18 protein-coding genes are annotated in these 26,411 nt (G+C 55.3%); 7 read left to right on the top strand and 11 right to left on the bottom strand.

The window, feature by feature from the left end; translation table 11 throughout:
• Window positions 1-113 precede the first annotated feature (113 nt).
• The gene (locus tag L362_RS19520; RefSeq protein ID WP_023343682.1) at window positions 114-806 is read right to left on the bottom strand and encodes a DUF421 domain-containing protein; all 693 of its coding nucleotides are present in this window, start codon (window positions 804-806) and stop codon (window positions 114-116) included.
• A 127-nt stretch (window positions 807-933) separates the two neighbouring features.
• Between L362_RS19520 and ycaO the strand changes: the two genes are divergently transcribed.
• From ycaO to pflA, 4 genes are all read left to right on the top strand, one after another.
• Window positions 934-2,694 (top strand): 30S ribosomal protein S12 methylthiotransferase accessory factor YcaO, encoded by a 1,761-nt coding sequence (ycaO, locus tag L362_RS19525; RefSeq protein ID WP_023292885.1) that lies wholly within the window; start codon window positions 934-936, stop codon window positions 2,692-2,694.
• Window positions 2,695-3,100: 406 nt separating this feature from the next.
• On the top strand, window positions 3,101-3,958 hold the full coding sequence (gene focA / locus L362_RS24540) for a formate transporter FocA (RefSeq protein WP_008499974.1): 858 nt from the start codon (window positions 3,101-3,103) through the stop codon (window positions 3,956-3,958).
• A 51-nt stretch (window positions 3,959-4,009) separates the two neighbouring features.
• Window positions 4,010-6,292, top strand: coding sequence for a formate C-acetyltransferase (pflB, locus tag L362_RS19535; protein WP_008499975.1), 2,283 nt, complete (start codon window positions 4,010-4,012; stop codon window positions 6,290-6,292).
• A 203-nt stretch (window positions 6,293-6,495) separates the two neighbouring features.
• Complete coding sequence (gene pflA, locus L362_RS19540; RefSeq protein ID WP_008499976.1) at window positions 6,496-7,236, top strand: pyruvate formate lyase 1-activating protein; 741 nt, start codon at window positions 6,496-6,498, stop codon at window positions 7,234-7,236.
• Between the two features lie 35 nt (window positions 7,237-7,271).
• Here the strand turns inward: pflA and L362_RS19545 are convergent, their stop codons facing one another.
• The 10 genes from L362_RS19545 to lrp form a co-directional block, all read right to left on the bottom strand.
• Window positions 7,272-7,802 carry an anti-virulence regulator CigR family protein gene (locus tag L362_RS19545; RefSeq protein ID WP_023343681.1) on the bottom strand — a complete coding sequence of 177 codons (531 nt, stop codon included), beginning with the start codon at window positions 7,800-7,802 and terminating at the stop codon, window positions 7,272-7,274.
• Window positions 7,803-7,925: 123 nt separating this feature from the next.
• Window positions 7,926-9,074 carry an MFS transporter gene (locus tag L362_RS19550; protein WP_023343680.1) on the bottom strand — a complete coding sequence of 383 codons (1,149 nt, stop codon included), beginning with the start codon at window positions 9,072-9,074 and terminating at the stop codon, window positions 7,926-7,928.
• Between the two features lie 275 nt (window positions 9,075-9,349).
• Window positions 9,350-10,213, bottom strand: coding sequence for a dimethyl sulfoxide reductase anchor subunit family protein (locus L362_RS19555; protein ID WP_021240881.1), 864 nt, complete (start codon window positions 10,211-10,213; stop codon window positions 9,350-9,352).
• Between the two features lies 1 nt (window position 10,214).
• Window positions 10,215-10,832 carry a DMSO/selenate family reductase complex B subunit gene (locus L362_RS19560; RefSeq protein WP_021240882.1) on the bottom strand — a complete coding sequence of 206 codons (618 nt, stop codon included), beginning with the start codon at window positions 10,830-10,832 and terminating at the stop codon, window positions 10,215-10,217.
• Window positions 10,833-10,842: 10 nt separating this feature from the next.
• Window positions 10,843-13,287, bottom strand: a complete 2,445-nt coding sequence (dmsA, locus tag L362_RS19565; RefSeq protein WP_023343679.1) for a dimethylsulfoxide reductase subunit A — start codon at window positions 13,285-13,287, stop codon at window positions 10,843-10,845.
• A 211-nt stretch (window positions 13,288-13,498) separates the two neighbouring features.
• Complete coding sequence (gene serS / locus L362_RS19570; protein ID WP_008499983.1) at window positions 13,499-14,791, bottom strand: serine--tRNA ligase; 1,293 nt, start codon at window positions 14,789-14,791, stop codon at window positions 13,499-13,501.
• A 92-nt stretch (window positions 14,792-14,883) separates the two neighbouring features.
• Complete coding sequence (gene rarA / locus L362_RS19575) at window positions 14,884-16,227, bottom strand: replication-associated recombination protein RarA (RefSeq protein WP_008499984.1); 1,344 nt, start codon at window positions 16,225-16,227, stop codon at window positions 14,884-14,886.
• A gap of 9 nt (window positions 16,228-16,236) precedes the next feature.
• Window positions 16,237-16,851: an outer membrane lipoprotein periplasmic chaperone LolA gene (gene lolA, locus L362_RS19580; RefSeq protein WP_021240884.1), complete on the bottom strand. Its 615-nt coding sequence runs from the start codon at window positions 16,849-16,851 to the stop codon at window positions 16,237-16,239.
• Between the two features lie 128 nt (window positions 16,852-16,979).
• Window positions 16,980-20,654 carry a DNA translocase FtsK 4TM domain-containing protein gene (locus tag L362_RS19585; protein ID WP_023343678.1) on the bottom strand — a complete coding sequence of 1,225 codons (3,675 nt, stop codon included), beginning with the start codon at window positions 20,652-20,654 and terminating at the stop codon, window positions 16,980-16,982.
• A gap of 135 nt (window positions 20,655-20,789) precedes the next feature.
• Window positions 20,790-21,284 carry a leucine-responsive transcriptional regulator Lrp gene (gene lrp, locus L362_RS19590; RefSeq protein WP_000228469.1) on the bottom strand — a complete coding sequence of 165 codons (495 nt, stop codon included), beginning with the start codon at window positions 21,282-21,284 and terminating at the stop codon, window positions 20,790-20,792.
• Window positions 21,285-21,828: 544 nt separating this feature from the next.
• Here lrp and trxB point away from each other — a divergent pair.
• The 3 genes from trxB (at window position 21,829) to cydC (ending at window position 26,399) form a co-directional block, all read left to right on the top strand.
• A complete protein-coding gene (gene trxB, locus L362_RS19595; protein ID WP_021240886.1) occupies window positions 21,829-22,797 on the top strand; it encodes a thioredoxin-disulfide reductase in 969 nt (322 codons plus the stop codon).
• 114 nt (window positions 22,798-22,911) lie between these two features.
• Window positions 22,912-24,678: a heme ABC transporter permease/ATP-binding protein CydD gene (cydD, locus tag L362_RS19600; protein ID WP_023343677.1), complete on the top strand. Its 1,767-nt coding sequence runs from the start codon at window positions 22,912-22,914 to the stop codon at window positions 24,676-24,678.
• The gene (gene cydC / locus L362_RS19605) at window positions 24,678-26,399 is read left to right on the top strand and encodes a heme ABC transporter ATP-binding protein/permease CydC (RefSeq protein WP_023343676.1); all 1,722 of its coding nucleotides are present in this window, start codon (window positions 24,678-24,680) and stop codon (window positions 26,397-26,399) included. Before cydD ends, cydC begins: the two co-directional genes overlap by 1 nt.
• Window positions 26,400-26,411 lie beyond the last annotated feature (12 nt).

The raw sequence follows: 26,411 nt of genomic DNA, 5'->3' as shown, positions 1-26,411 counted from the left end.
TTATCATTCAGTGACACGCGCCGCAATGTCTAAAACTTATGACCCGTGAAATGTGCCCCGCGTCACACAAAACAATCTGCCGCCTCGCCAGGACAAAACCGACAAAATGGCTGTCAGGTGATGCGTTTAGCCCGGCTAACCTTCGTCCATTCCGGATTTGCACAGCGGGGGCATAATTGACGATCCCCCGGCTGCATCGCGACGACATGGCTACATCTCACGCAGGCATACTCGCCTGATTCCGGTACGGTTCTGAAACGCTCGACCAGCATATCCGGCAGGATGCACAGTCCCGGCCTCACCTCATCGTCAGAATAGTAATAGACGCTGATCTGCCCGTTGGTCTCCATGATCGCCAGACGCACCTGCCCGAGTTGTTCCACGCTGTTGAGGCGTAGCTCCATAAAAAACTCAAACTCGGTCATATTGGCACTTTGCACATTTTCCCAGGCCAGCTGACCGTCCTCGACGATAACGACCGGCTTCCCTTCAAGCAGGTCTTCCAGCTTTTCACTTTTCGACATCAGCCACATGACAAGGCGGTAAAGCAGCGCCAGTGTGACAAAAACGATAAATACCGGCACCATCGGCACATCATCATAGAAGGCGACATCCCCCGCCGCGGAACCCAGCGTCAGGATGATCAATACTTCAAAAAGCGACATCTGCCGCACGCCGCGACGACCGGTGATTTTAAGAAACAGGAAGACCAGAACGAAGGTATACAGACTACGCAGCGCCACTTCGCCTAAAAATTCAGGAGGGACTTTATCAAACGCCATCCGCTGGAGATCGAATGCTTTCATTTTTCTATGCCTTAACAGTGAGTTACTGACAGTAAGCATAGCCCAGTCTTTTATTTTCGCCGGAGATAGCACCCGTCACGCAAAACCCGTATCATTGCGCGCTTTACGTACGATAAAAGTGAACGCCATGACTCAAACGTTTATCCCCGGCAAAGACGCCGCTCTGGAAGATTCCATCGCTCGCTTCCAGCAGAAACTGACCGACCTGGGTTTTAACATCGAAGAAGCCTCCTGGCTCAATCCGGTGCCTCATGTCTGGTCTGTGCATATTCGCGATAAAGACTGTGCCCTGTGCTTTACCAACGGTAAAGGCGCGACAAAAAAAGCGGCACTGGCCTCCGCGCTGGGTGAGTATTTTGAGCGTCTGTCCACCAACTATTTCTTTGCTGACTTCTGGCTGGGCGAAACCATCGCCAACGGCCCGTTCGTTCACTATCCGAACGAAAAATGGTTCCCGCTGACCGAAGACGATGAACTGCCAGAAGGAATTCTCGACGCGCGCCTGCGTGCCTTCTACGATCCGGAAAACGAACTGACCGCCAGCATGCTGATCGATCTGCAGTCCGGTAACGACGATCGCGGTATTTGCGCCCTGCCGTTTACCCGTCAGTCTGACGAGCAGACCGTCTATATTCCGATGAACATCGTCGGCAACCTGTATGTGTCTAACGGCATGTCCGCCGGTAACACCCGCAATGAAGCGCGCGTGCAGGGGCTGTCTGAAGTCTTCGAGCGTCATATCAAAAACCGCATTATTGCCGAATCCATCAGCCTGCCTGAAATTCCGGCAGAGGTGCTGGCACGCTACCCGGGCGTGGTGGAATCCATCGCCAAGCTGGAAGCAGAAGGTTTCCCAATCTTTGCGTATGACGGCTCGCTGGGCGGCAAGTATCCAGTGATCTGCGTCGTGCTGTTTAACCCGACCAACGGCACCTGCTTCGCCTCCTTCGGCGCGCACCCGGACTTCGGCGTGGCGCTGGAGCGTACCGTTACCGAGCTGCTTCAGGGCCGTAGCCTGAAAGATCTCGACGTGTTTACGCCGCCAACGTTTGACGATGAAGAAGTGGCCGAGCATACCAACCTCGAAACCCACTTCATCGATTCCAGCGGCTTAATTTCCTGGGATATGTTCAAGCAGGACGCGGACTATCCGTTCGTGGACTGGAGCTTTGCCGGTACCACGGAAGAAGAGTTCGCGACGCTGATGGCGATCTTCAACGCGGAAGACCAGGAAGTGTACATTGCCGATTACGAGCACCTGGGCGTTTACGCGTGCCGCATCATCGTGCCTGGCATGTCTGATATCTATCCGGCGGAAGATCTGTGGCTGGCGAACAACAGCATGGGCGCGCATCTGCGTGAAACGCTGCTGGCTCTGCCGGGCAGCGAATGGGAGAAAGAGGATTATCTGAACCTGATCGCCCAGCTGGACGAAGAAGGCCATGATGATTTCACCCGCGTACGCGAACTCCTGGGCCTGGCGACCGGTAAAGACAACGGCTGGTACACCCTGCGCATCGGTGAGTTGAAAGCGATGCTGGCCCTGGCGGGCGGCGATCTGGATCAGGCCCTGGCCTGGACCGAGTGGACCATGGAGTTCAACCAGTCGGTCTTCTCTGCCGAGCGCACCAACTATTACCGCTGCCTGCAAACCCTGCTGCTGCTTGCACAGGAAGAGGATCGCGAACCGCTGCAATATCTGAATGCTTTCGTGCGTATGTACGGCGCTGAGGCCGTTGAAGCAGCCAGCGCAGCCCTGAGCGGCGAAGCGCCGTTCTATGGCCTGCAGGCTGTTGATAGCGATCTGAAAGCCTTCCCGGCGCATCAGTCGCTGCTGAAGGCCTACGAAAAGCTGCAGAAAGCAAAAGCCGCTTACTGGTCAAAATAAGCGCACATAACATTACCAGCAGTAGGCGTATTCAATCGTCTGGGCTATATTACGGGGCAATTTCATTGCCCCTTTTTTTATTTCCTTCGGCAATGATTGTTGATTGTAATAATAAAGTTAAACACGGGTAAATATAATAATATTGATCTGGGCTTTACTGTTACTTTTTATGGTTAATACTCCATATTAATTAACTGATAAAGAGGTGGCCGAACGAAAAAATTCAACTCTTTTCATAACTTTTAAAATTTATTTTTATACGGATAATCAAATACTTACTCCGCATTTGCTGTAAATCCATACACATTGCGGGCCTATAAGCCAGGCGAGATATGATCTATATCAATTTCTCTTCTATAATGCTTTGTTAGTATCTCGTCGCCGACTTAATAAAGAGAGAGTTAGTGTGAAAGCTGACAACCCTTTTGATCTTTTACTCCCTGCTGCGATGGCCAAAGTTGCCGAAGAAGCAGGTGTCTATAAAGCAACGAAACACCCGATGAAGACGTTCTATCTGGCGATCACGGCTGGTGTGTTCATCTCTATCGCTTTCGTCTTCTACATCACCGCCACTACCGGTACTGCCGGAATGCCTTTCGGCATGGCCAAACTGATTGGCGGCATTTGTTTCTCACTGGGTCTGATTCTTTGCGTTATTTGCGGCGCCGACCTCTTCACCTCAACGGTGCTGATTGTCGTGGCAAAGGCGAGCGGAAGAATTACCTGGGGTCAGCTGGCACGTAACTGGCTTAATGTTTACGTGGGTAACCTGGTTGGCTGTCTGCTCTTTGTTTTGTTGATGTGGCTTTCTGGCGAGTACATGACCGCCAACGGTGGTTGGGGCCTTAACGTCCTGCAAACTGCCGACCACAAAATGCACCACACATTTATCGAAGCCGTTGCTCTCGGCATCCTCGCGAACCTGATGGTCTGCCTGGCTGTATGGATGAGCTACTCGGGTCGTAGCCTGATGGACAAAGCCTTAATTATGGTTCTGCCGGTTGCGATGTTCGTTGCCAGCGGCTTTGAGCACAGTATCGCGAATATGTTCATGATCCCAATGGGCATTGTTATCCGCGACTTTGCGAGCCCGGAGTTCTGGACCGCAGTTGGTTCATCCCCGGAAAGTTTCTCTCACCTGACTATTATGAATTTCATTACTGATAACCTGATCCCTGTCACTATCGGGAACATTATCGGTGGGGGTCTGTTAGTTGGGTTGACATACTGGGTCATTTACCTGCGTGGCGACGATCATCATTGATGGTTTTCTCAGGCAGTAAATAAAAAATCCACTTAAGAAGGTAGGTGTTACATGTCCGAGCTTAATGAAAAGTTAGCCACAGCCTGGGAAGGTTTTGCGAAAGGTGACTGGCAGAATGAAGTAAACGTACGTGACTTCATTCAGAAAAACTATACCCCGTATGAAGGTGACGAATCCTTCCTGGCTGGCGCAACTGACGCGACCACCAAGCTGTGGGACAGCGTAATGGAAGGCGTTAAACTGGAAAACCGCACTCACGCGCCAGTTGATTTTGACACCTCCGTTGCTTCCACCATCACTTCTCACGATGCTGGCTATATCAACAAAGCCCTTGAGAAAATCGTTGGTCTGCAGACTGAAGCACCACTGAAACGCGCAATCATCCCGTTCGGTGGTATTAAAATGGTTGAAGGTTCCTGCAAAGCGTATAACCGCGAGCTGGACCCAATGCTGAAAAAAATCTTCACCGAATACCGCAAAACCCACAACCAGGGCGTATTCGATGTTTACACCAAAGACATTCTGAACTGCCGTAAATCTGGCGTTCTGACTGGTCTGCCAGATGCATATGGCCGTGGCCGTATCATCGGTGACTACCGTCGCGTTGCGCTGTACGGTATCGACTTCCTGATGAAAGACAAGTACGCGCAGTTTGTTTCCCTGCAGTCCGATCTGGAAAACGGCGTAAACCTGGAAGCGACTATCCGTCTGCGTGAAGAAATCGCTGAACAGCACCGCGCGCTGGGTCAGATCAAAGAGATGGCTGCTAAATACGGCTGCGATATCTCTGGTCCTGCTACCAACGCTCAGGAAGCTATCCAGTGGACCTACTTCGGCTACCTGGCCGCAGTTAAATCTCAGAACGGCGCAGCAATGTCCTTCGGTCGTGTATCCACCTTCCTGGATGCCTATATCGAACGTGACCTGAAAGCAGGCAAAATCACCGAGCAAGACGCTCAGGAAATGATTGACCACCTGGTCATGAAACTGCGTATGGTTCGCTTCCTGCGTACCCCTGAATACGATGAGCTGTTCTCCGGTGACCCAATCTGGGCAACTGAATCCATCGGCGGTATGGGCGTTGACGGCCGTACTCTGGTGACCAAAAACAGCTTCCGCTTCCTGAACACCCTGTACACCATGGGTCCTTCTCCGGAGCCGAACATCACCGTTCTGTGGTCTGAAAAACTGCCTCTGAACTTCAAGAAATTCGCCGCTAAAGTGTCCATCGACACCTCTTCTCTGCAGTACGAGAACGATGACCTGATGCGTCCGGACTTCAACAACGACGATTACGCTATCGCTTGCTGCGTAAGCCCAATGGTTGTTGGTAAGCAAATGCAGTTCTTCGGTGCGCGTGCAAACCTGGCGAAAACTATGCTGTACGCAATCAACGGCGGCGTTGATGAAAAACTGAAAATGCAGGTTGGTCCTAAGTCTGAGCCGATCAAAGGCGATGTGCTGAACTATGACGAAGTCATGGAACGCATGGACCACTTCATGGACTGGCTGGCGAAACAGTACGTCACTGCGCTGAACGTTATCCACTACATGCACGACAAGTACAGCTACGAAGCTTCTCTGATGGCGCTGCACGACCGTGACGTTATCCGCACCATGGCATGTGGTATCGCAGGTCTGTCCGTTGCTGCTGACTCCCTGTCTGCAATCAAATATGCGAAAGTTAAACCAATTCGTGACGAAGACGGTCTGGCTATCGACTTCGAAATCGAAGGCGAATATCCGCAGTTTGGTAACAACGATTCTCGCGTTGATGACATGGCGGTTGACCTGGTAGAACGTTTCATGAAGAAAATTCAGAAACTGACTACCTACCGTAACGCTATCCCGACTCAGTCTGTTCTGACCATCACCTCTAACGTTGTGTATGGTAAGAAAACCGGTAACACCCCAGACGGTCGTCGTGCTGGCGCGCCATTCGGCCCAGGTGCAAACCCAATGCACGGTCGTGACCAGAAAGGTGCGGTTGCCTCTCTGACTTCTGTCGCTAAACTGCCGTTTGCTTACGCGAAAGATGGTATCTCTTATACCTTCTCTATCGTGCCAAATGCGCTGGGTAAAGACGACGAAGTGCGTAAAACTAACCTCGCGGGTCTGATGGATGGTTACTTCCACCACGAAGCGTCCATCGAAGGTGGTCAGCACCTGAACGTGAACGTCATGAACCGTGAAATGCTGCTCGACGCGATGGAACATCCTGAGAAATATCCTCAGCTGACCATCCGCGTATCTGGCTACGCAGTACGTTTTAACTCCCTGACTAAAGAACAGCAGCAGGACGTTATCACCCGTACTTTCACTCAGTCCATGTAAGTGGAATTGACTGAAATCACGCGTTAACAAGCGTACAATAAAGGCTCCACGTCAGTGGGGCCTTTTTAGCACCCTCTCCACCTCAGTCTCTTTTGTCCGCTATCTATACTGAATGGATAACAGCCAAAACAGACTTAACACAGCCGGCTTTGAGCTGTGCATACACAGGCCCCGGACGGGCCGATGATGGAGATATCACCGCAATGTCAACTATTGGTCGTATTCACTCCTTTGAATCCTGTGGCACCGTCGATGGCCCGGGTATCCGCTTTATCACCTTTTTCCAGGGCTGCCTGATGCGCTGCCTGTACTGCCATAACCGCGACACCTGGGACACGCACGGCGGTAAAGAAGTCACCGTCGACGATCTGATGAAAGAGGTGGTGACCTATCGCCACTTTATGAACGCCTCCGGCGGCGGTGTGACCGCGTCCGGCGGTGAAGCCATTCTTCAGGCTGAGTTTGTCCGCGACTGGTTCCGCGCCTGTCATAAAGAAGGTATTCATACCTGCCTCGACACCAACGGCTTTGTACGTCGCTACGATCCGGTGATTGATGAACTGCTTGAAGTGACCGATCTGGTGATGCTCGATCTCAAACAGATGAATGATGAGATCCACCAGAATCTGGTGGGCGTCTCCAACCACCGCACGCTGGAGTTTGCCAAATATATTGCCGACAAGGGCATCAAAACCTGGATCCGCTACGTGGTTGTTCCTGGCTGGTCAGATGACGACGACTCCGCGCACCGCCTGGGAGAATTTACCCGCGACATGGGCAACGTCGAGAAAATCGAGCTTCTGCCCTATCATGAGCTGGGTAAACATAAATGGGTGGCCATGGGTGAAGAGTACAAGCTTGATGGCGTGAAGCCGCCGAAAAAAGAGACGATGGAACGCGTCAAAGGTATTCTTGAACAGTACGGTCACAAAGTGATGTATTAAAGAAAAGGCCCGGTGAGAACCGGGCCTTTTTTATTCTATTTAAAGACGCCGTTAATAACGGAAGTCACAATCGCAGTACTCAGCGCAATTAAGACCAGGTCGTCCCCCACTACGCGCCATTCGTAGCCGGGATAGGAAGGAAGCTGGTCCAGCATTGAGGCCGGAACGGCCTTCTTCGCAATACCCGGAGGCAGTGGTTTGCCGCGCGCCAGGTTTTTTGCGATCCCCGGGGGCAGAGACTTATAGCCCGTTAAGCCGTAATTCACGGCCAGATGACGGACATGATCGAAGCTCACGCGAGCATCAACGTCATTACCGACATCTTTGCTGTTTTTGAAGTTCTTATCCGATTTTCCAGGGTTATCCTGTCCGCTATTTTGCTTATTACTATGGTTACCGGAGTTACCAGAATTCCCGTTACCATGATTGCCGCCATTACCTTGTCCGCCACCGTTTCCGTGACCACCGCCGTTCCCGTTGCCAGGATTAGCCATGACCGGAGCCGTTGCAAACGTTAAAGACAACACTACGGCAAGTGCGGTAGTGGAAAAACGACGTATAGACATGATTGTTGCCTTTTAGTGGTAGAACTCATTTGAATTATCGCCAGGCGGGAAAAACAAACAATACGTAAAAGTCTTATATGTGACAGGGACAAAAAAGCCTGTCGATGACAGGCTTTTATTTAATCAGGCGTGTGCCACAGGCGTTGGATGTTCGCCCGCTTTACGCAGCAGCATTAAGAGATAAATAAACGACACGCTGGCGATCATGATAAACAGTAAATTGTCGGAATAATTTTGCATCAGCATCGCGGTAAACGTCGGCCCTAATAAGCTGCCGATGGTATAGCTCAGTAATAGCGCCTGGTTCATTGCCACGAGCTGGTGATGTTCAACTTTCTCACAGGCCCACGCCATCGCAACCGGATAAAGCGTGAAACCTGCCGCTCCAAGAATAAACAGCGCGGGTGCCATCGCGGCATTGCTGAGCATGGCGAGGCAACCCATGATCACCACGAAGACCTGAACGCGCAGCACCAGCAGACGGCCAAAGCGATCAGCCAGACGGCCAATTGGCCATTGTCCAACAATACCCGCACTCACCATCACCGCCATCCAGAAGCCAATTCCGGAGTCGCTGACGCCCTGATGGGTCAGATAAAGCGGCATCAGGCCATAGAGCGAGCCCAGTACAATCCCCGAGATAATGCAGCCGTTAACGCCCAGACGCGCCTGACGCAGTCTCAGCATGGGCCAGACGTGGGTTGCTTCCTGGTGTTCACTGCTATGGTTCACAATGCGGGTAAAGAGCAGCGGCAGGATTGCGGCCAGCACCATGCCCGTTACCCACGGCAGAACGCTCATCAGGTCGGTTGGCAGCTTGCTCACCATCAGTTGTCCCAGCACGGTGCCGACATAGTAAACCATCATGTAGGCAGCCAGCAGGCGTCCGCGGTTGCGGGAGGTGCCGCTGCACATCAGCGCACTTTCAACGACCACCCAAATCATCGCGCAGCCTACACCGGCGATAAAGCGCCATGCCATCCAGCTCCAGAAGCCGACCATCAGGCCCAGCCCCGCACATCCGGCGGCGAAAATCAGCGAGGCCAGATAATAGCTGCGGTTAAAGCCAAAGCGCTTGATCAGGCTCCCGGTCACCAGCGTACCCAGCAGGTTCCCGGTAAAAAAGGATGAGCTGACCATACCCACCTGCCAGGTCGGTAAGTTTTCATGGGCGAGCCACAGCGGGACGAGCGTATTTAACACTGCGATCGCCAGGGTCAACAAAAGCAGGCCACAGAGCAACAGCAGCACTGGCCGGGTATAGGTGGTCATGGATTAAAAACCGCGAGGAAGTTCAGATTTCGTGCGCATCATGCCACTGGCAAAAACAAAGTCAATCCACTGATTTAGCCGCCTCGCACAATATGTTCCCTGTCGATTTAAAAAACTTATCCTGCTAATGCCACGCCTGCTATAGATATTAATTATGTCTCTGTTTTCATTTATTAATGGGCAAAATTAAAACAAAACGACAGTCGAAAAATTTCATGATCGAAAAAAGAAAAAGCCGGGCACTCTGGCCCGGCTTGATATAACCAAATACACCGTTAACTGGCGACAGCCATACCAACGGTCATATGCAACCCGTAGAACACGCCGCGACCAATCAGTTCACCCGCCAGTACCAGCACAAAAGCCAGTGACAGCAGCGGCAGCGCCGGCTGATAACCTTTGAGCTGAGGGGCAATCCAGAATACCAGCGCGGCGACCAGCAGAACGATACGCCAGGCCATCAGCGCACCGTAGTCCGGCACCAGGGCAGAGGCCTGCTGAATAGAGCTGTGAATGGTTGCCAGTTCAGAACCCTGCATCAGGGCGACTATCGCACTCACTACCAGCGCCAGCAGCGAAACAGCGGGCAGCAGACGCATTGCCCATCCGTCGACACCCGCCACGCGCAGCAGCAGGTAGCCCAGCAGCGGCCCGCCAATAAACATCGTCAGGAAGAAGCTCATTGGCGTCCAGACGCTGTACCAGGTGGGGACGGTATCGATGGTGTTATAGACACGTATCATCATCCACACGAACACCACGCCCAGCACCATGGTCACAATCAGCCACAGGCTGCGCAGACCCGCAGGCAACTTCTTCATAGCGGCCAGCAGCCAGCCCAGCCCACCGACGGCAAAGAAAATTGCGCCACTGGCAATCTCGTTACTGAGGGATGAGGCCCCCACGCGGTTCAGAGAGTTAAACGCGCGCATCGGCGAGCCCAGGTGCAGCGTTGAGGCGATAAAGCCGATCCCCATCAGTACCCACAGGCCAAACATACTCAACACCAGGCGCTGCTGCTGTTCAGCATTGAGACGACCTTTCAACAACGCCAGCGCGAGCACAATGAAGCCGCCCGCTACGCACTGACCAAAGACCGTGAAGATCATCAGCGGCCATTCATGCCATCCACTTCCCATCTCACACCTCCTTCGGGTTTGCCAGGTAGCCGGTGGTGTCACCTGTAGGACGGCTGTTGGCGTTAGGTTTAATCACAATACTCGGCTTCGTGAAGTGCGCAGACGGCAGCGGTGCCACGGCGGCGAGCTGACCGTGTTTCTGACGCAGCTCTTCAATCGGGCCGAAGTCCAGCGCGCGCAGCGGACAGGACTCGACGCAAATCGGCTTTTTGCCATCCGCTACGCGGGTGTGGCAGCCGTCGCATTTGGTCATGTGGCCTTTAGCGGCGTTGTACTGCGGCGCGCCGTACGGACAGGCCATATGGCAGTAGCGACAGCCAATGCAGACATCTTCATCCACCACCACAAAACCGTCTTCTCGCTTGTGCATCGCCCCGCTCGGGCAGACTTTTGTACAGGCGGGATCTTCACAGTGGTTACAGGCAATTGACAGATAATACGCAAAGACGTTCTGATGCCAGACGCCGTTATCTTCCTGCCAGTCGCCCCCGGCGTATTCGTAGATGCGACGGAAGCTCACGTCCGGCGTCAGGTCTTTGTAATCTTTGCAGGCCAGCTCGCAGGTTTTGCACCCGGTACAACGGCTGGAATCAATAAAAAATCCATACTGAGTTGTCATCGGTTACTCCTTAAACCTTTTCAACCTGGACAAGGTTAGTGTGGGATGGGTTACCCTTCGCCAGCGGCGACGGACGCTGTGTGGTCAGTACGTTAATACTGCCTGCCTGGTCGATGCGGTTGGCATCCGGGCTGTACCAGGCCCCTTCCCCTAACGCCACCACGCCGGGCATCATGCGCGGGGTGACTTTGGCTTCAATATGCACCTCGCCGCGACCGTTGAAGATGCGCACGCGATCGCCATTGCTGATGCCGCGCGCTTTCGCGTCCATCGGGTTGATCCACATCTCCTGGCGGCAGGCGGCTTTCAGCACGTCGACGTTACCGTAGGTGGAGTGAACACGCGCTTTGTAGTGGAAACCGGTCAATTGCAGCGGGAATTTCGCCGTCAGCGGATCGTTATAGTTTTCAAAGCCCGGCGTGTAGATCGGCAGCGGATCGATAACATCCCCTTCCGGCAGCTCCCAGGTGTAGGCGATTTTTGCCAGCTCTTCGGAATAGATTTCGATTTTGCCCGACGGCGTGGTCAGCGGGTTCGCCTGCGGATCTTCACGGAACGCTTTGTACGCCACGTGGTGTCCTTCCGGATCGCGCTGTTTGTACATCCCCTGCTTGCGGAAGGTATCAAAGTCAGGGAGGTCAGGAATTGCCTTACGGGAGAGTTCATGCAGATGGCGCATCCACCCTTCCTGAGTACGCCCCTCGGTGAACTGCTGCTCAACGCCAAGACGTTTCGCCAGCTCAGAGGTCATTTCATAAATGGTTTTGCACTCGAAGCGCGGTTTAATCGCCTGGTCGGTAAAGATCACGTAGGACATGTTGCCGCAGGAGGCGTCCAGCGCGAAATCCATCTGCTCAGAGGCGGTGCAGTCCGGCAGCAGGATATCGGCATATTTTGCCGAGGAGGTCATGTGGCAGTCGATCACCACAATCATCTCGCACTTCTTGTCGTCCTGCAGGATTTCATGGGTGCGGTTGATTTCAGAGTGCTGGTTGATGAGACAGTTGCCGGCGTAGTTCCAGATCATCTTGATCGGCACGTCCAGCTTGTCCTTACCGCGCACGCCGTCGCGCAGGGCGGTCATTTCCGGGCCACGTTCAATCGCATCGGTCCACATAAACATGGATATGCTGGTCTGAACGGGGTTATCCAGCGTTGGCATACGTTCAAACGGCACTTCATATGAGCCTTCACGCGCGCCGGTGTTACCGCCGTGAATGCCGACGTTGCCGGTCAGAATGGAGAGCATGGAAATGGCACGGGTCGCAATTTCACCGTTCGCATGACGCTGCGGACCCCAGCCCTGGCTAATGTAGGCTGGTTTGGCTGAGCCAATCTCACGCGCCAGCTGAACGATACGCTCTGCCGGGATGCCGGTGATGGTGGACGCCCACTCCGGCGTTTTTGCCACGCCATCGCTACCCTGACCGAGAATGTAAGCTTTGTAATGTCCGTTTGCCGGTGCGCTGGCGGGCAGGGTTTTCTCGTCATAGCCGACGCAGTATTTATCCAGGAAAGGCTGATCGACGAGGTTCTCGGTGATCATCACCCACGCCAGCGCTGAGACCAGGGCCGCATCGGTACCCGGACGTATTGGGATCCACTCGTCTTCACGTCCGGCACCGGTGTCGGTATAGCGCGGATCGATGATGATCATGCGGGCATTGGATTTGGCGCGAGCCTGTTCGAGGTAGTAGGTTACTCCACCACCGCTCATGCGGGTTTCACCCGGGTTGTTACCGAACAGCACGACCAGCTTGCTGTTTTCGATATCGGACGGGCTGTTGCCGTCCGCCCAGCCGCCGTAGGTGTAGTTCAGTCCCGCTGCGATCTGCGCCGAGGAGTAGTCGCCATAGTGATTGAGATAACCGCCGCAGCAGTTCATCAGGCGCGCCACCAGCGTTTTTCCCGGCGGCCAGGAACGGGTCAGCGTGCCGCCGAGCGTCCCGGTACCGTAGTTCAGGTAGATGGATTCGTTGCCGTACTCTTTAATAAGGCGCTGCATATTGGTGGCGATGATGTCGTAGGCTTCATCCCAGCTAATCCGCTCGAACTTCCCTTCCCCACGCTTACCGACACGCTTCATCGGATATTTCAGGCGGTCCGGATTATAGACGCGGCGACGCATGGAGCGACCACGCAAACACGCACGAACCTGATGTAACCCTTCGTAGTTATCGTCCCCGGTATTGTCGGTTTCGACATATTTAATTTCGCCATCCACCACATGCATACGCAGCGGACAACGGCTACCGCAGTTAACGGTACAGGCACTCCACACCACTTTTTCCGGCGAAGTGGCCGGAGACAGAGCATCTGCCGCCGACGCCAGTCGGGTAAAAGGGAGCGTGAAGGCACTACTGGCTACAGCCAGGCCGCCTATTGCCGTGGTTTTCATCAACCCACGGCGAGTGACCTCGGCAGCCATTAATGCTTCAGGCGCGTTGATTTTCATAGAGACTCACTTTGGTTGCTCACAAAGAAAAGAGAGGCGGCGCAAACCGCTATGTAGTTTTATATATAACGAATATTATCGTTATCAGCTTTTTATGCTGGCTTTCATTCGAAGGAGTATTACTACTTTAGAGGGAGAGGTTATTGCGTCGTATCAAACCAAAGGCATAAAAAAAGCGCCCTGAGGCGCTTTTTTGTTTTAAGACAAATTATTAGCCGATGTACTGCTGGCCTTTCATGTATGGACGCAGCACTTCAGGGATCTCGATACGACCGTCTGCCTGCTGATAGTTTTCCAGCACGGCAACCAGGGTACGGCCCACAGCCAGGCCAGAACCGTTCAGGGTATGCACCAGACGGGTTTTCTTATCAGATTTGCTGCGGCAACGTGCCTGCATGCGGCGCGCCTGGAAATCCCAGACGTTAGAGCAGGAGGAGATTTCACGGTAAGTATTCTGCGCAGGTACCCACACTTCCAGATCGAAGGTTTTGCAGGCACCAAAGCCCATATCACCGGTGCACAGCGCCATACGACGGTATGGCAGACCCAGCAGCTCCAGCACTTTTTCAGCGTGGCCGGTCATCTCTTCCAGCGCGTCCATGGATTCTTCAGGACGGACGATCTGCACCATCTCAACTTTGTCGAACTGGTGCATGCGGATCAGACCGCGCGTGTCGCGACCGTAAGATCCTGCTTCAGAACGGAAGCACGGAGAGTGCGCCGTTAGTTTGATTGGCAGATCGTCTTCGTCGATGATCTCATCACGCACGAGGTTAGTCAGCGGCACTTCCGCGGTTGGGATCAGCGCGTAGTTGCTGCTGTCTGCTTCCTCGTCCAGCGGACGGGTATGGAACAGGTCGCCGGCAAATTTCGGCAGCTGGCCCGTACCGTACAGCGTATCGTGGTTGACCAGATACGGCACATAGGTTTCGCTGTAGCCATGCTGCTCGGTGTGCAGATCCAGCATGAACTGCGCCAGCGCACGGTGCAGATGGGCAATCTGGCCTTTCATTACCACGAAGCGAGAGCCGGTCAGCTTAACCGCTGCCGCAAAATCCAGGCCAGCGTGCATTTCGCCCAGCGTCACGTGATCGCGCACTTCAAAGTCAAACTCACGAGGCGTACCCCAGCGTTTCACTTCAACGTTGTCGTTTTCATCTTTGCCGACAGGCACGCTGTCGTCAGGAATATTCGGGATAGCCAGGGCAATATCACGAATTTCGGCCTGAAGAACATCCAGTTCAGCTTTCGCTTGATCCAGTTCTTCACCCAGCTTGTTCACTTCCAGGCGTAATGGCTCAATATCTTCCCCGCGCGCTTTCGCCTGGCCGATGGATTTCGATCGAGAGTTACGCTCTGCCTGCAGATTTTCAGTTTGTACCTGCAGTACTTTACGACGCTCTTCAAGAGCGCGCAGCTTATCTACATCCAGCTTAAAGCCCCGGCGTGCCAGTTTTTCAGCGACTGCGTCTGGCTCATTACGCAGCAGATTGGGATCGAGCATGCTTATCCTGTGCTTATCGAATTAAAATAGGAAATGTGACCACAGCCTGCGGCCACAAGGATACAATTGCCAACATTACCGCAACGATTGAACTAACGGTAGCGTTTTATAGGGCTATTTTGATCCTGTCCGGCGAGCCAGGTGAGCTTTTCACCAATCTTGCCTTCAAGACCTCTGTTTGTGGGGTGATAATAGCGCGTTTGTGCCATCTCCTGCGGGAAATATTCCTCCCCGGCAGCGTAGGCATTGGGTTCATCATGAGCGTAGCGGTATTCCTGCCCATACCCCATCTCTTTCATCAGTTTGGTCGGCGCGTTACGCAGGTGAACCGGCACATCGTAGTCCGGGCGTTCGCGTGCGTCAGACATCGCTGCCTTGAAGGCGGTATAAACCGCATTGCTTTTCGGCGCACAGGCCAGATAGACAATCGCCTGCGCAATGGCGCGCTCACCTTCTGCGGGTCCAACCCGGGTGAAACAGTCCCAGGCCGACAGTGCGACCTGCATGGCGCGAGGATCGGCATTGCCGACATCTTCTGAGGCAATCGCCAGACAGCGGCGCGCGACGTATAGCGGATCGCCACCCGCAGTAATAATACGCGCATACCAGTACAGCGCCGCATCCGGCGCGCTGCCGCGCACGGACTTATGCAGCGCCGAAATCAAATCGTAAAAACGGTCACCTTTATTATCGAAACGCGCGCTGCGTTCCCCGGCAATTTCGGTGAGCAGTTCCGGTTTTAGCACCCGCTTGCCGGCATCGTCGACCTCGGCCATGTCGGCCATCATTTCCAGCGTGTTCAGCGCCCGACGCGCATCGCCGTTAACCAGCTCGGCAATCGCACGACGCGTCTCGTCAGGCAGAACGATATCCTGTCCGCCGTAGCCGCGCGATTTGTCGTCCATCGCCTGAGTGAGAACCTTTTCGATATCCTCGGTCGTCAGCGATTTGAGCAGATAAACGCGCGCACGGGAAAGCAGCGCCGAGTTCAGCTCAAACGACGGGTTTTCGGTGGTCGCCCCAATGAAGAAGATCGTGCCGTCTTCAATATGCGGCAGGAAGGCATCCTGCTGGCTCTTGTTGAAGCGATGGACTTCGTCGACAAAAAGAATGGTGCGGCGTCCGGCGTTGCGGTTCTGACGCGCACGCTCGATAGCCTCACGGATCTCCTTCACGCCGGACGTCACCGCTGAGATACGCTCAACGTCCGCGTTGGCATAACGGGCAATCACTTCTGCAAGCGTAGTCTTGCCGGTGCCTGGGGGGCCCCAGAGGATCATGGAGTGCAAATGCCCCGCCTCAATGGCGCGCGGCAAGGGCTTCCCGGCAGCCAGCAGGTGTTGCTGACCGATGTACTGCGCTAAATTTTCTGGCCGCATACGGGCGGCCAGAGGTTGAAACGCGTTATCTGAAAAATCGAGCGACAGATTGCCCACTCACGCCTCTTACTTATTGCGTTGGTCGTCCACCGTTACGCCCTTCGGCGGGGTAAAGGTGAACTTCGATGCATCAACGGCGCCGTTCTGCTGAGATTTGAGCTGATAGCTGCTACGCTGATCGTCCTGCTCAACCGCGCCGAACTGATTAATGGTACCGTTGGTGCTGACATTGATGGTGAACTGCTTCAGGTTGCCGTTGCTGCCTTTCGGCGTCAGGACAAACTCGTCACCCGTCTGTTTAATATTGTACTGCTGCCAGTCGCTGGCCTGGTTACGGGCAATCAGCATAAATGGCGTATTGCTGGTGGCATCTTTCAGCCAGGTCGCAGTAGCCTGCTCAACGAACGGGTTGTAGAACCATAAGGTTTTACCGTCAGACACCAGGATGCTCTCATCCGGCTGGGTCATGTGCCAGTTAAACAGATTTGGCCGTTTTACCCACAAGTCCCCCTGACCTTCCTGCACCGCGTTGCCGCTGCCGTCCGTCACTTTCTGCGTGAAGCTGGCGTGGAAGCTGCTTACTTTATCCAGTCGGCTTTTAAGGTCGCTGGCTGCATCAGCCCAGACGCTGCTGGCGACAAAACTGGTGAGTAATGCACAGGCGATGGCGATTTTTTTCATTGTTATTCCTTAAAATACGTCTTCCCGATATGGGGTTTCCGACTTCTATTCTGGACCTGCCCGGAGGCAGGCGACAGAAGAAAATGCTTAATTTTGGCTGATTTACCCTTCTTTGCAATCGCAGAAGGTTAATCAAACGGTGGCGGAGCCAGCACCTCGCGGTTACCGTTATGCCCCTGCTCGCTCACAATGCCCTGCGCTTCCATCTGCTCGATGATGCGCGCAGCGCGGTTATAGCCGATGCGGAACTGACGCTGTACGCCAGAGATAGACGCTTTACGTTTTTCGGTAACGAAATTTACCGCCTGATCGAATAACGGATCCAGCTCTTCACCGCCGTCAAAGCCACCGCCGCCGCCTTCGCTTTCCGTATCGCTGGTGATGCCATCAACGTATTGCGGACGACCGCGCGCTTTCCAGTCCTGCACGACCGCGTGCACTTCCTGGTCGCGCACGAACGCGCCGTGAACACGCACCGGAGAGGTGGAGTTCGGCCCGGAATAGAGCATGTCACCCATACCCAGCAGCGACTCTGCACCGCCCTGGTCAAGAATGGTACGGGAGTCAATTTTACTTGATACGGTGAAGGCGATACGCGTCGGAATGTTCGCTTTAATCAGACCGGTGATAACGTCCACGGAAGGACGCTGGGTCGCCAGCACAAGGTGAATACCGGCCGCACGCGCTTTCTGCGCCAGACGGGCAATCAGCTCTTCCACTTTCTTACCGACGGTCATCATCAGGTCAGCGAATTCGTCGACCAGCACCACGATATAAGGCAGTTTTTCCAGCACCGGATGCTGGGCATCCATGCTGTCACCCGGCTTCCAGTACGGATCCGGAATCGGACGGCCCATGCGCGCCGCTTCGGCGATTTTCTCGTTATAGCCGGCCAGGTTACGCACGCCCAGCGCAGACATCAGCTTGTAGCGGCGTTCCATCTCATTCACGCTCCAGCGCAGAGCGTTGGCGGCGTCTTTCATGTCGGTGACCACTTCAGTCAGCAGATGTGGAATACCTTCATATACCGACAGTTCGAGCATTTTCGGGTCGATCATGATGAAACGCACATCTTCCGGCTGCGCTTTATAGAGCATGCTGAGGATCATGGCGTTCACACCGACGGACTTACCGGAACCGGTGGTACCCGCGACCAGCAGGTGAGGCATTTTTGCGAGGTCTGCCACAACCGGATCGCCAGCGATATCTTTACCCAGCACCACGGTCAGTGGGGATGGGTTATCACGGAACTTGGTGTTATCCAGCACTTCACGCAGGTAGACGGTCTGACGTTTCTTGTTCGGCAGCTCAAGACCAACGTACGGTTTGCCCGGTATCACTTCCACCACGCGCACCGCAACGGTTGACAGCGAACGCGCCAGGTCGCGGGACAGGTTGGAAATACGCGCGGCTTTTACGCCCGGCGCCAGGTTCAGTTCAAAACGGGTGATCACAGGACCCGGCGAGTAGTTCACCACGTCCGCCTTGATACGGAAGTCAGCCAGACGGGCTTCAACCAGACGGGCCATCTGCTCCAGCGCAAACGTATCAACCGGCTCGACTTCAGCTGGCGGCGGCGTCAGCAGGTCCAGCGACGGCAGCGGCGTGCTTGGACGCTGCAGCGGACGGCTGTCACCGTTACGCATCAGCAGCGGGTGAATCAGGCTCTCCTGCGGCTGTGGCGCAGGCTGCTGGAACTGCTGTTGCTGCGGCTGCTGTGGTTGCACATACGGCTGTTGAACAGGCTGCTGTGCGTAGGTCGATGGTGTCTGCTGGCGCACAGGCTCAGCTTCCGGCATCACGCTCGGGGTAAATAAAGGCTCGCTTGGGCCATCATCCACCAGATCTTTCATCGGCGAGAATTCAAAGTCCGACAGTGAGAACGGATTTGCCCCTGCCGGCTGTTCACCGGAGTAACGCTGCTGCTGCGTTGCCGCAAACTGGCGCGCTAATTCAGCTTCTGCCGCATCATCTTCGTCTTCCAGCGCAGGTTCGTCGTGCTGATAGTCTTGACCGTAGCGCTGATTTTGCTGCGCAGCGAACTGGCGGGCCAGCTCGTCCTGCTGCATTTCATCAGCATCATCGTCGTACTCAGACTCGCGCGCTTTTTCTTCAGCCATGCGCTGGGAAGGCAGCTTGATGCCATAAGACGCAAGCTCACGGCGGGTTGGCACGCGGACGCGGTTAGGACGAGGCAGTTGCGGACCAATCCCCTCTTTCACCTGAGGACGCGGTGCGCCCCCTGTTGCCAGGCTAAAGACCGGTGCCACCGCTGCTGCGGCCGCAGTAGCCTGCTTAACGCCTTCCGCTACGGGTGCTACAGCAGGCGTCGGGTCGACCGGCGGAACAGATACAGAAGGCGCCTTCGTAACCGGCTCCTGCACCGGTTCAGGCACAGGCTGATACCAGGCGGCCAGCTGTTCGCGTTCACGCGCACGGCGCTCTTCGACTTCTTCGAAATAGTACAGCGGTGGACGCGCAGGCTTCACCTCTTCCACGATTTCAGGCTCAGGTTCAGGCTGCGGTGCCACGTAAGGCTGCACAGGTTCAACGGGTTCAGGCACGTACTCCTGATAAGGCTGGGACACTGGCTGCTGATATTGCTGCGGTGCATACTCAGGCTGCGGCGGCTGATAAGGCTGCTGCCACTGTTCCTGCTGCACGGGGATGTAGCTTTCAGGTTCAGGCGCAATAACGGGCTCCGGCGTATGAACACCCGGCGCAGTCTGCCAGTCAACCTGAGGTTGCTGAATAACGGACTCCGGCGGCGGGACCGGCGCGGATGGCATCACGGCGTCGACAGGCGCGGCATACGCCTGCGCAGCGGTCGTCGCGGCGGCGGCAGCCGCAACCGGCTCGGTAACCGAGTGGCCGTTCAACAGTGGATCGTATTCGTCGAAGTCACCCGGCGTGGCACGGCTACCGGAAAAAAGCACATCATTAGGATCGACGGCGGTACCTGCTGCACGGTACTCAACCTGCTCGTCTTCATCCATGCGTTTACCGGAGAAGAGCGCCGCATCGGTTTTACGGCCCAGCGGGTTGGCAAATTTCTCAGCAACACGCTGACGACGCGCCAGCGCACCGCGCAGAATTCGGGCACGACGAGACTCGCGACGCTGCACAGGCGCGTCGTCTTCCTCTTCATCTTCGTATTCGTCTTCATCCACCCACGTATCGTCACGACGGGTACGGTTACTGGCGAAGGTCAGAATGGTGAGGATAAAGCTGCCAATTTTCTCGGCAATGCTCACCCAGGACCAGCCGGTAAACAGCGTCAGCCCGGCGGCCCAGATGCACAGCAGCGCCAGCGTGCCGCCGCTGCTGTGCAGCATCGGCTGAAGCGCGGAACTTAATAAGCTGCCGATTACCCCGCCAGAGGCGAAGTACCAGATATCATCCGCATTGATCGCTGCCAGCCCGCAGGAGGTGAGGATCAGCGCCAGCGCGCCAATCAGGCGCAGCGAGACGGCGAAATAGTCGATGTAATCATCGTTCTGACGATGACGCCACGCAAACCAGCATCCGCCAATGATAATGACGGGAAGGGTGTAGGCCATCACACCGAAAATGAAAAACAGCGTGTCCGCAAGCCAGGCACCGGGGACACCGCCTAAATTATGGATAGGCTCATGCCATGCAGTTTGTGACCAGCTGGGATCAGAGGGGTTGAAACTGAGTAAGGCTGCCATCAGCCAGACGGCAAAAAGGGCAATAACAATCAGCAAAGCCTCGAGGAGACGACGTCCGCTGCTTAGCTTCGATAGTGTGACTTCTTTGTCTTCAGTGTATTCCTGGCTCAAGAAAGGCTCTCCAGGTATCAGGCATATCCTGCCTGTTTGCTAAAACGGACAACAGCGCCGGGACTCCCCGGCACTGTTGCTGTATGGATTAACAGGAGTGTAATCAAACTACGCTGATTTTGCACCTGTTCCGTGTTAGCGCGTCTTAATAACCAGACGATTGCTCTGTTTGACCTCTTCCATTACCACATAAGTACGGGTGTCGTTCACGCCCGGCAGACGCAACAGGGTTTCCCCCAGCAGCTTACGGTAGGCGGACATATCAGGCACACGGGTTTTCAACAGGTAGTCGAAATCACCGGACACCAGATGGCACTCTTGAATTTCTTCAAGTTTTTGTACAGCGGCGTTAAATTGCTCAAACACATCCGGCGCACCACGATTCAGAGTAATCTCAACAAATACCAGAAGTGAGGCATCCAGATAATGCGGGTTCAGCAGAGCCGTATAGCCCTGAATAAAACCCTGTCTTTCCAGTCGGCGCACACGCTCAAGGCACGGCGTCGGGGAAAGTCCCACACGTTTTGAAAGCTCGACGTTGGAAATACGCCCATCCTTTTGCAATTCATTCAGAATGTTACGATCGATACGGTCGAGATCTTTGCCAGGGCGCTTCTTGCTATCTACCATTATTATTGTCTCTCTGTATTCCTTCCCTACTCCTGCCTGGACCCTGTGCACATCACTGTTCAGAGCCTGTACCCGTTAGTCATCACATCGCCTGGTTTTGTATTAGACGCGATGCGGATTCGGGTTCTGTTGGTAAGAAGACCGTTGCCCGAAGGCTGTCACCGACATCACGTATGGCGTCTGTCCACGCCATGCGTAGATTTCACTGACCCGGTAAAAATGGCATTTACGTGCATGCCTATGCGGCATACGGTTAACGCGGTTTTTTTTCTTCCTTGAATGTTTTCGCAAAAGCGCAGGGGATTGTCAAAGCAAAACATCGTTTTTTAGTACAACATGCCGGATATTCATTACGACAGGGTATTAATCCTCATTTTATTGCCTTATAAACGACCGGTTTTCTTAAGAAAGCGTGATGTTATCGCGCGCGATTCATCGTCCACGGCTATTACACAGATTGATATCAAAATTGCTGCGCTCTTTTTTTACGGCAACAAATTCCCTACAATCCAGCCAAATGTCTGCCAACAACAATGGGGATCTCATGGGCACGGCCAAACACAGTAAGCTGCTAATCCTTGGTTCTGGACCTGCGGGATATACCGCGGCGGTCTATGCTGCACGCGCTAACCTGCACCCGGTACTCATCACCGGCATGGAAAAAGGCGGTCAGCTGACCACCACCACCGAAGTGGAAAACTGGCCAGGGGACCCGAACGACCTGACCGGGCCGCTGCTGATGGAGCGCATGCACGAGCATGCCGCTAAATTCGAAACCGAAATTCTGTTCGATCACATCAACAAGGTCGACCTGCAGAACCGTCCGTTCCGCCTGACGGGTGACAGCGGTGAATACACCTGTGACGCGCTGATCATTGCAACCGGCGCCTCTGCCCGTTATCTCGGTCTGCCATCCGAAGAAGCGTTTAAAGGCCGCGGGGTTTCTGCCTGCGCCACCTGCGACGGTTTCTTCTATCGCAACCAGAAAGTCGCGGTTATCGGCGGCGGCAACACCGCGGTGGAAGAAGCGCTTTATCTGGCCAACATTGCCTCTGAAGTGCACCTGATCCACCGTCGCGAGACCTTCCGCGCGGAGAAGATCCTGATCAAACGTCTGATGGATAAAGTGGCAAGCGGCAACATCGTGCTGCACACCAACCGCACCCTGGAAGAGGTGACGGGCGACCAGATGGGCGTTGCCGGTCTGCGTATCCGTGATACCCAGAACACCGATAACGTCGAAACGCTGGAAGTGGCGGGTCTGTTCGTGGCTATCGGCCACAGCCCGAACACCGCGATCTTCGAAGGCCAGCTGGAGCTGGAAAACGGCTACATCAAAGTGCAGTCCGGCATTCACGGTAATGCGACTCAAACCAGCATCCCGGGCGTATTCGCGGCCGGCGACGTAATGGACCACATTTACCGTCAGGCGATCACCTCTGCGGGCACCGGCTGTATGGCCGCGCTGGACGCTGAACGCTACCTCGATGGACTGGCTGAACAAGGTAAATAATCTTTACAAGTCAGTAACAAACGTAAATAAAGGCGGCGATAAGTCGCCTTTATTGTCTCCCCGTTGTAACATTGCGCTGCCCAACTTCTAATAACGTCACCTGCAAAGTACGCAATGGAAAAAACCCGTCAACAAGAGTTAACACGCTGGCTGAAACAGCAAAGCGTTCTTTCCCGCCGCTGGCTTAGGATTTCCCGTATTTTGGGTTTCATCAGCGGTCTGTTGATTGTTGCCCAGGCATGGCTGCTGGCCCGCATTCTTAATCACATGATCATGGAGAACATTCCCCGCGAAGCGCTCCTGCTGCCCTTTATTGTCCTGATCCTGATTTTTATCCTGCGCGCCTGGGTGGTGTGGCTGCGTGAGCGCGTCGGCTTCCACGCCGGGCAGCATATCCGCTACGAGATCCGCCGTCAGGTGCTCGACAGGCTTCAGGAAGCCGGGCCCGCGTGGATTCAGGGAAAACCGGCCGGTAGCTGGGCGACGCTGATCCTTGAGCAGATTGACGATATGCATGACTACTACGCGCGCTATCTGCCGCAGATGGCCCTTGCCGTCTTCGTTCCGCTGCTGATCGTGATCGCCATTTTCCCGGTGAACTGGATGGCAGCGCTGATTCTGCTGGGCACCGCCCCGCTGATCCCGCTTTTTATGGCGCTGGTCGGGATGGGGGCAGCGGATGCCAACCGCCGAAACTTCCTGGCATTGGGTCGCTTGAGCGGTCATTTTCTCGATCGCCTTCGCGGCATGGAGACGTTACGCATTTTTGGCCGCGGTGAAGCGGAAACCGAAAATATTCGCCTGGCGTCGCAGGACTTCCGTCAGCGCACCATGGAAGTGTTACGCCTCGCCTTCCTGTCCTCCGGCGTACTGGAATTCTTCACCTCACTGTCGATTGCCCTCGTGGCGGTCTACTTCGGCTTCTCCTACCTCGGCGCGCTGGATTTCGGCCATTACGGCACGGCGGTGACCCTTTCCGCCGGGTTCCTGGCGCTGATCCTGGCGCCGGAGTTTTTCCAGCCGCTTCGCGATCTGGGGACCTTCTATCACGCCAAAGCCCAGGCGGTTGGCGCCGCCGATAGCCTGAAAACGTTCCTGGAAACGCCGCTGGCCCACCCGGAGCGCGGTGATGTAACGCTGAATGCTAAAGACTCCGTGACCATTGAAGCGCAGGACTTTTCCATTCTGTCGCCCGAAGGCAAAGTGCTCGCCGGTCCGCTGAACTTTACCTTACCTGCCGGACAACGCGTGGTGCTTGTTGGCATCAGCGGTTCCGGGAAAAGTTCTCTGCTGAACGCGTTGTCCGGATTTATGGTCTACACGGGTTCACTGCGGATCAACAAAACCGAACTGCGTAACCTCGATCCTGACGCCTGGCGTAAACAGCTCAGCTGGGTAGGCCAAAACCCGCAGCTTCCCGCCGCGACGCTGCGCGAAAACGTGCTTCTGGCGCGCCCGGACGCGCGTGAAGATGAGCTGCAATCGGTTCTCGACCGCGCCTGGGTCAGCGAATTTCTGCCGCTGCTGCCGCAAGGGGTGGATACCGTAGTCGGCGACCAGTCCGCCGGGCTGTCGGTCGGGCAGGCGCAGCGTGTGGCCGTTGCCCGCGCGCTGCTTAACCCATGCCAACTCATGCTGCTGGACGAGCCCGCAGCCAGCCTTGACGCACACAGCGAGCAGCGCGTAATGGAAGCGCTTAACGCCGCCTCCCTGCAGCAAACCACCCTGATGGTCACCCACCAGCTGGAAGGGATTGCCGACTGGGACCAGATCTGGGTCATGGAAAACGGCCGTATTGTTGAGCAAGGCGACTACGCCTCTCTCGTTGCCGCCCAGGGGCCATTTGCGACCCTGCTGGCGAACCGTCAGGAGGATATCTGATGCGCGCTCTGCTGCCTTATCTTGCGCTCTATAAACGCCACAAATGGATGCTGACGCTGGGGATTGTGCTGGCGATTGTCACGCTGCTCGCCAGCATCGGCCTGCTCACGCTTTCCGGCTGGTTCCTGTCGGCCTCGGCCGTCGCGGGGTTCGCCGGATTATACAGCTTCAACTATATGCTTCCGGCCGCCGGGGTTCGCGGTACCGCCATCACCCGTACTGCCGGACGCTATTTCGAACGGCTGGTCAGCCACGACGCCACTTTCCGCGTGCTGCAGCACCTGCGTATCTATACCTTCAGCAAACTGCTGCCCCTCTCCCCTGCCGGGCTGGCGCGTTTTCGTCAGGGCGAGTTGCTTAACCGCGTGGTGGCGGACGTTGACACGCTGGATCACCTTTACCTGCGCGTGATTTCCCCTATCGTGGGCGCGTTTGTGGTGATTGTGGTGGTCACGCTGGGGCTGTCTGTTCTGGATGTTCCCGTTGCGCTGACGCTGGGCGGGATCATGCTGCTGACGCTTATCGTTCTGCCGCCGCTGTTTTACCGCGCCGGGAAATCCACCGGGGAAAACCTGACGCGCCTGCGCGGGGACTACCGCCAGCAGCTGACCGCCTGGCTTCAGGGGCAGGCAGAGCTGACCATTTTTGGTGCCAGCAAGCGCTACCGCGCGCGGATGGAAAGTACGGAGTTGAACTGGCATGAGGCCCAGCGCCGTCAGTCGGAACTGACGGCCTTCTCTCAGGCGCTGATGATGCTGATCGGCGGCGTGGCGGTGATTGCCATGCTGTGGCTGGCTTCCGGCGATATTGGAGGAAACACACAGCCGGGTCCGCTTATTGCCCTTTTCGTTTTCTGTGCGCTGGCCGCGTTTGAAGCGCTGGCTCCGGTGACGGGCGCCTTCCAGCATCTGGGACAGGTCATCGCCTCTGCCCTGCGCATCACCCAGATTGCCGAGCAGGAGCCTGAAGTCACGTTCAGTGCCGGGCAGACCGCTGTCCCTGAGCAGGTTGCGCTGACGCTTGAAGATGTTACCTTCAGCTATGACAAACAGGCGCAGAACGCGCTGGACGGTATCACCCTTTCTGTGAATGCCGGTCAGCGGATTGCGATCCTCGGCCGTACCGGCTGCGGTAAATCGACGCTGCTGCAGCTGTTGACCCGCGCCTGGGACCCGCAGCGCGGTCAGATTCGTTTTAATAATACGTTGCTGACCGATTTCAGCGAGCAGGCCCTGCGCAAAACCGTCAGCGTCGTTCCGCAGCGGGTGCATCTGTTTAGCGCCACCCTGCGCGATAACCTGCTGCTGGCTGCGCCAGAGGCCTCTGATGATGCGCTTCGCGCCGTGCTGGAACAGGTCGGTCTGCATAAGCTGCTTGAGGGCGATGGACTGAACAGCTGGCTCGGTGAAGGCGGTCGTCAGCTTTCCGGCGGAGAGCTGCGCCGTCTGGCGATTGCGCGCGCGCTGCTGCACGATGCGCCGCTGATGCTGCTTGACGAACCCACCGAAGGGCTGGATGCCACGACCGAGAGCCAAATCCTTGATTTGCTGGCCAATGTCATGACCAGTAAAACCGTCCTGATGGTCACGCACCGCCTGCGCGGACTGGCGAGTTTTGATCGGATAATTGTGATGGACAACGGACACATTATTGAGCAAGGTAGTCACGCAGAGCTGTTGGCGAAACAGGGTCGCTACTTCCAGTTTAAACAGCGTCTGTAGACTATATTTGTA

The organism is Enterobacter sp. MGH 16 (assembly GCF_000493175.1).
Taxonomy (GTDB): domain Bacteria; phylum Pseudomonadota; class Gammaproteobacteria; order Enterobacterales; family Enterobacteriaceae; genus Enterobacter; species Enterobacter roggenkampii.
Note: the sequence above shows the minus strand (reverse complement) of the source record. Positions and strands in the feature narration are given on the sequence as shown.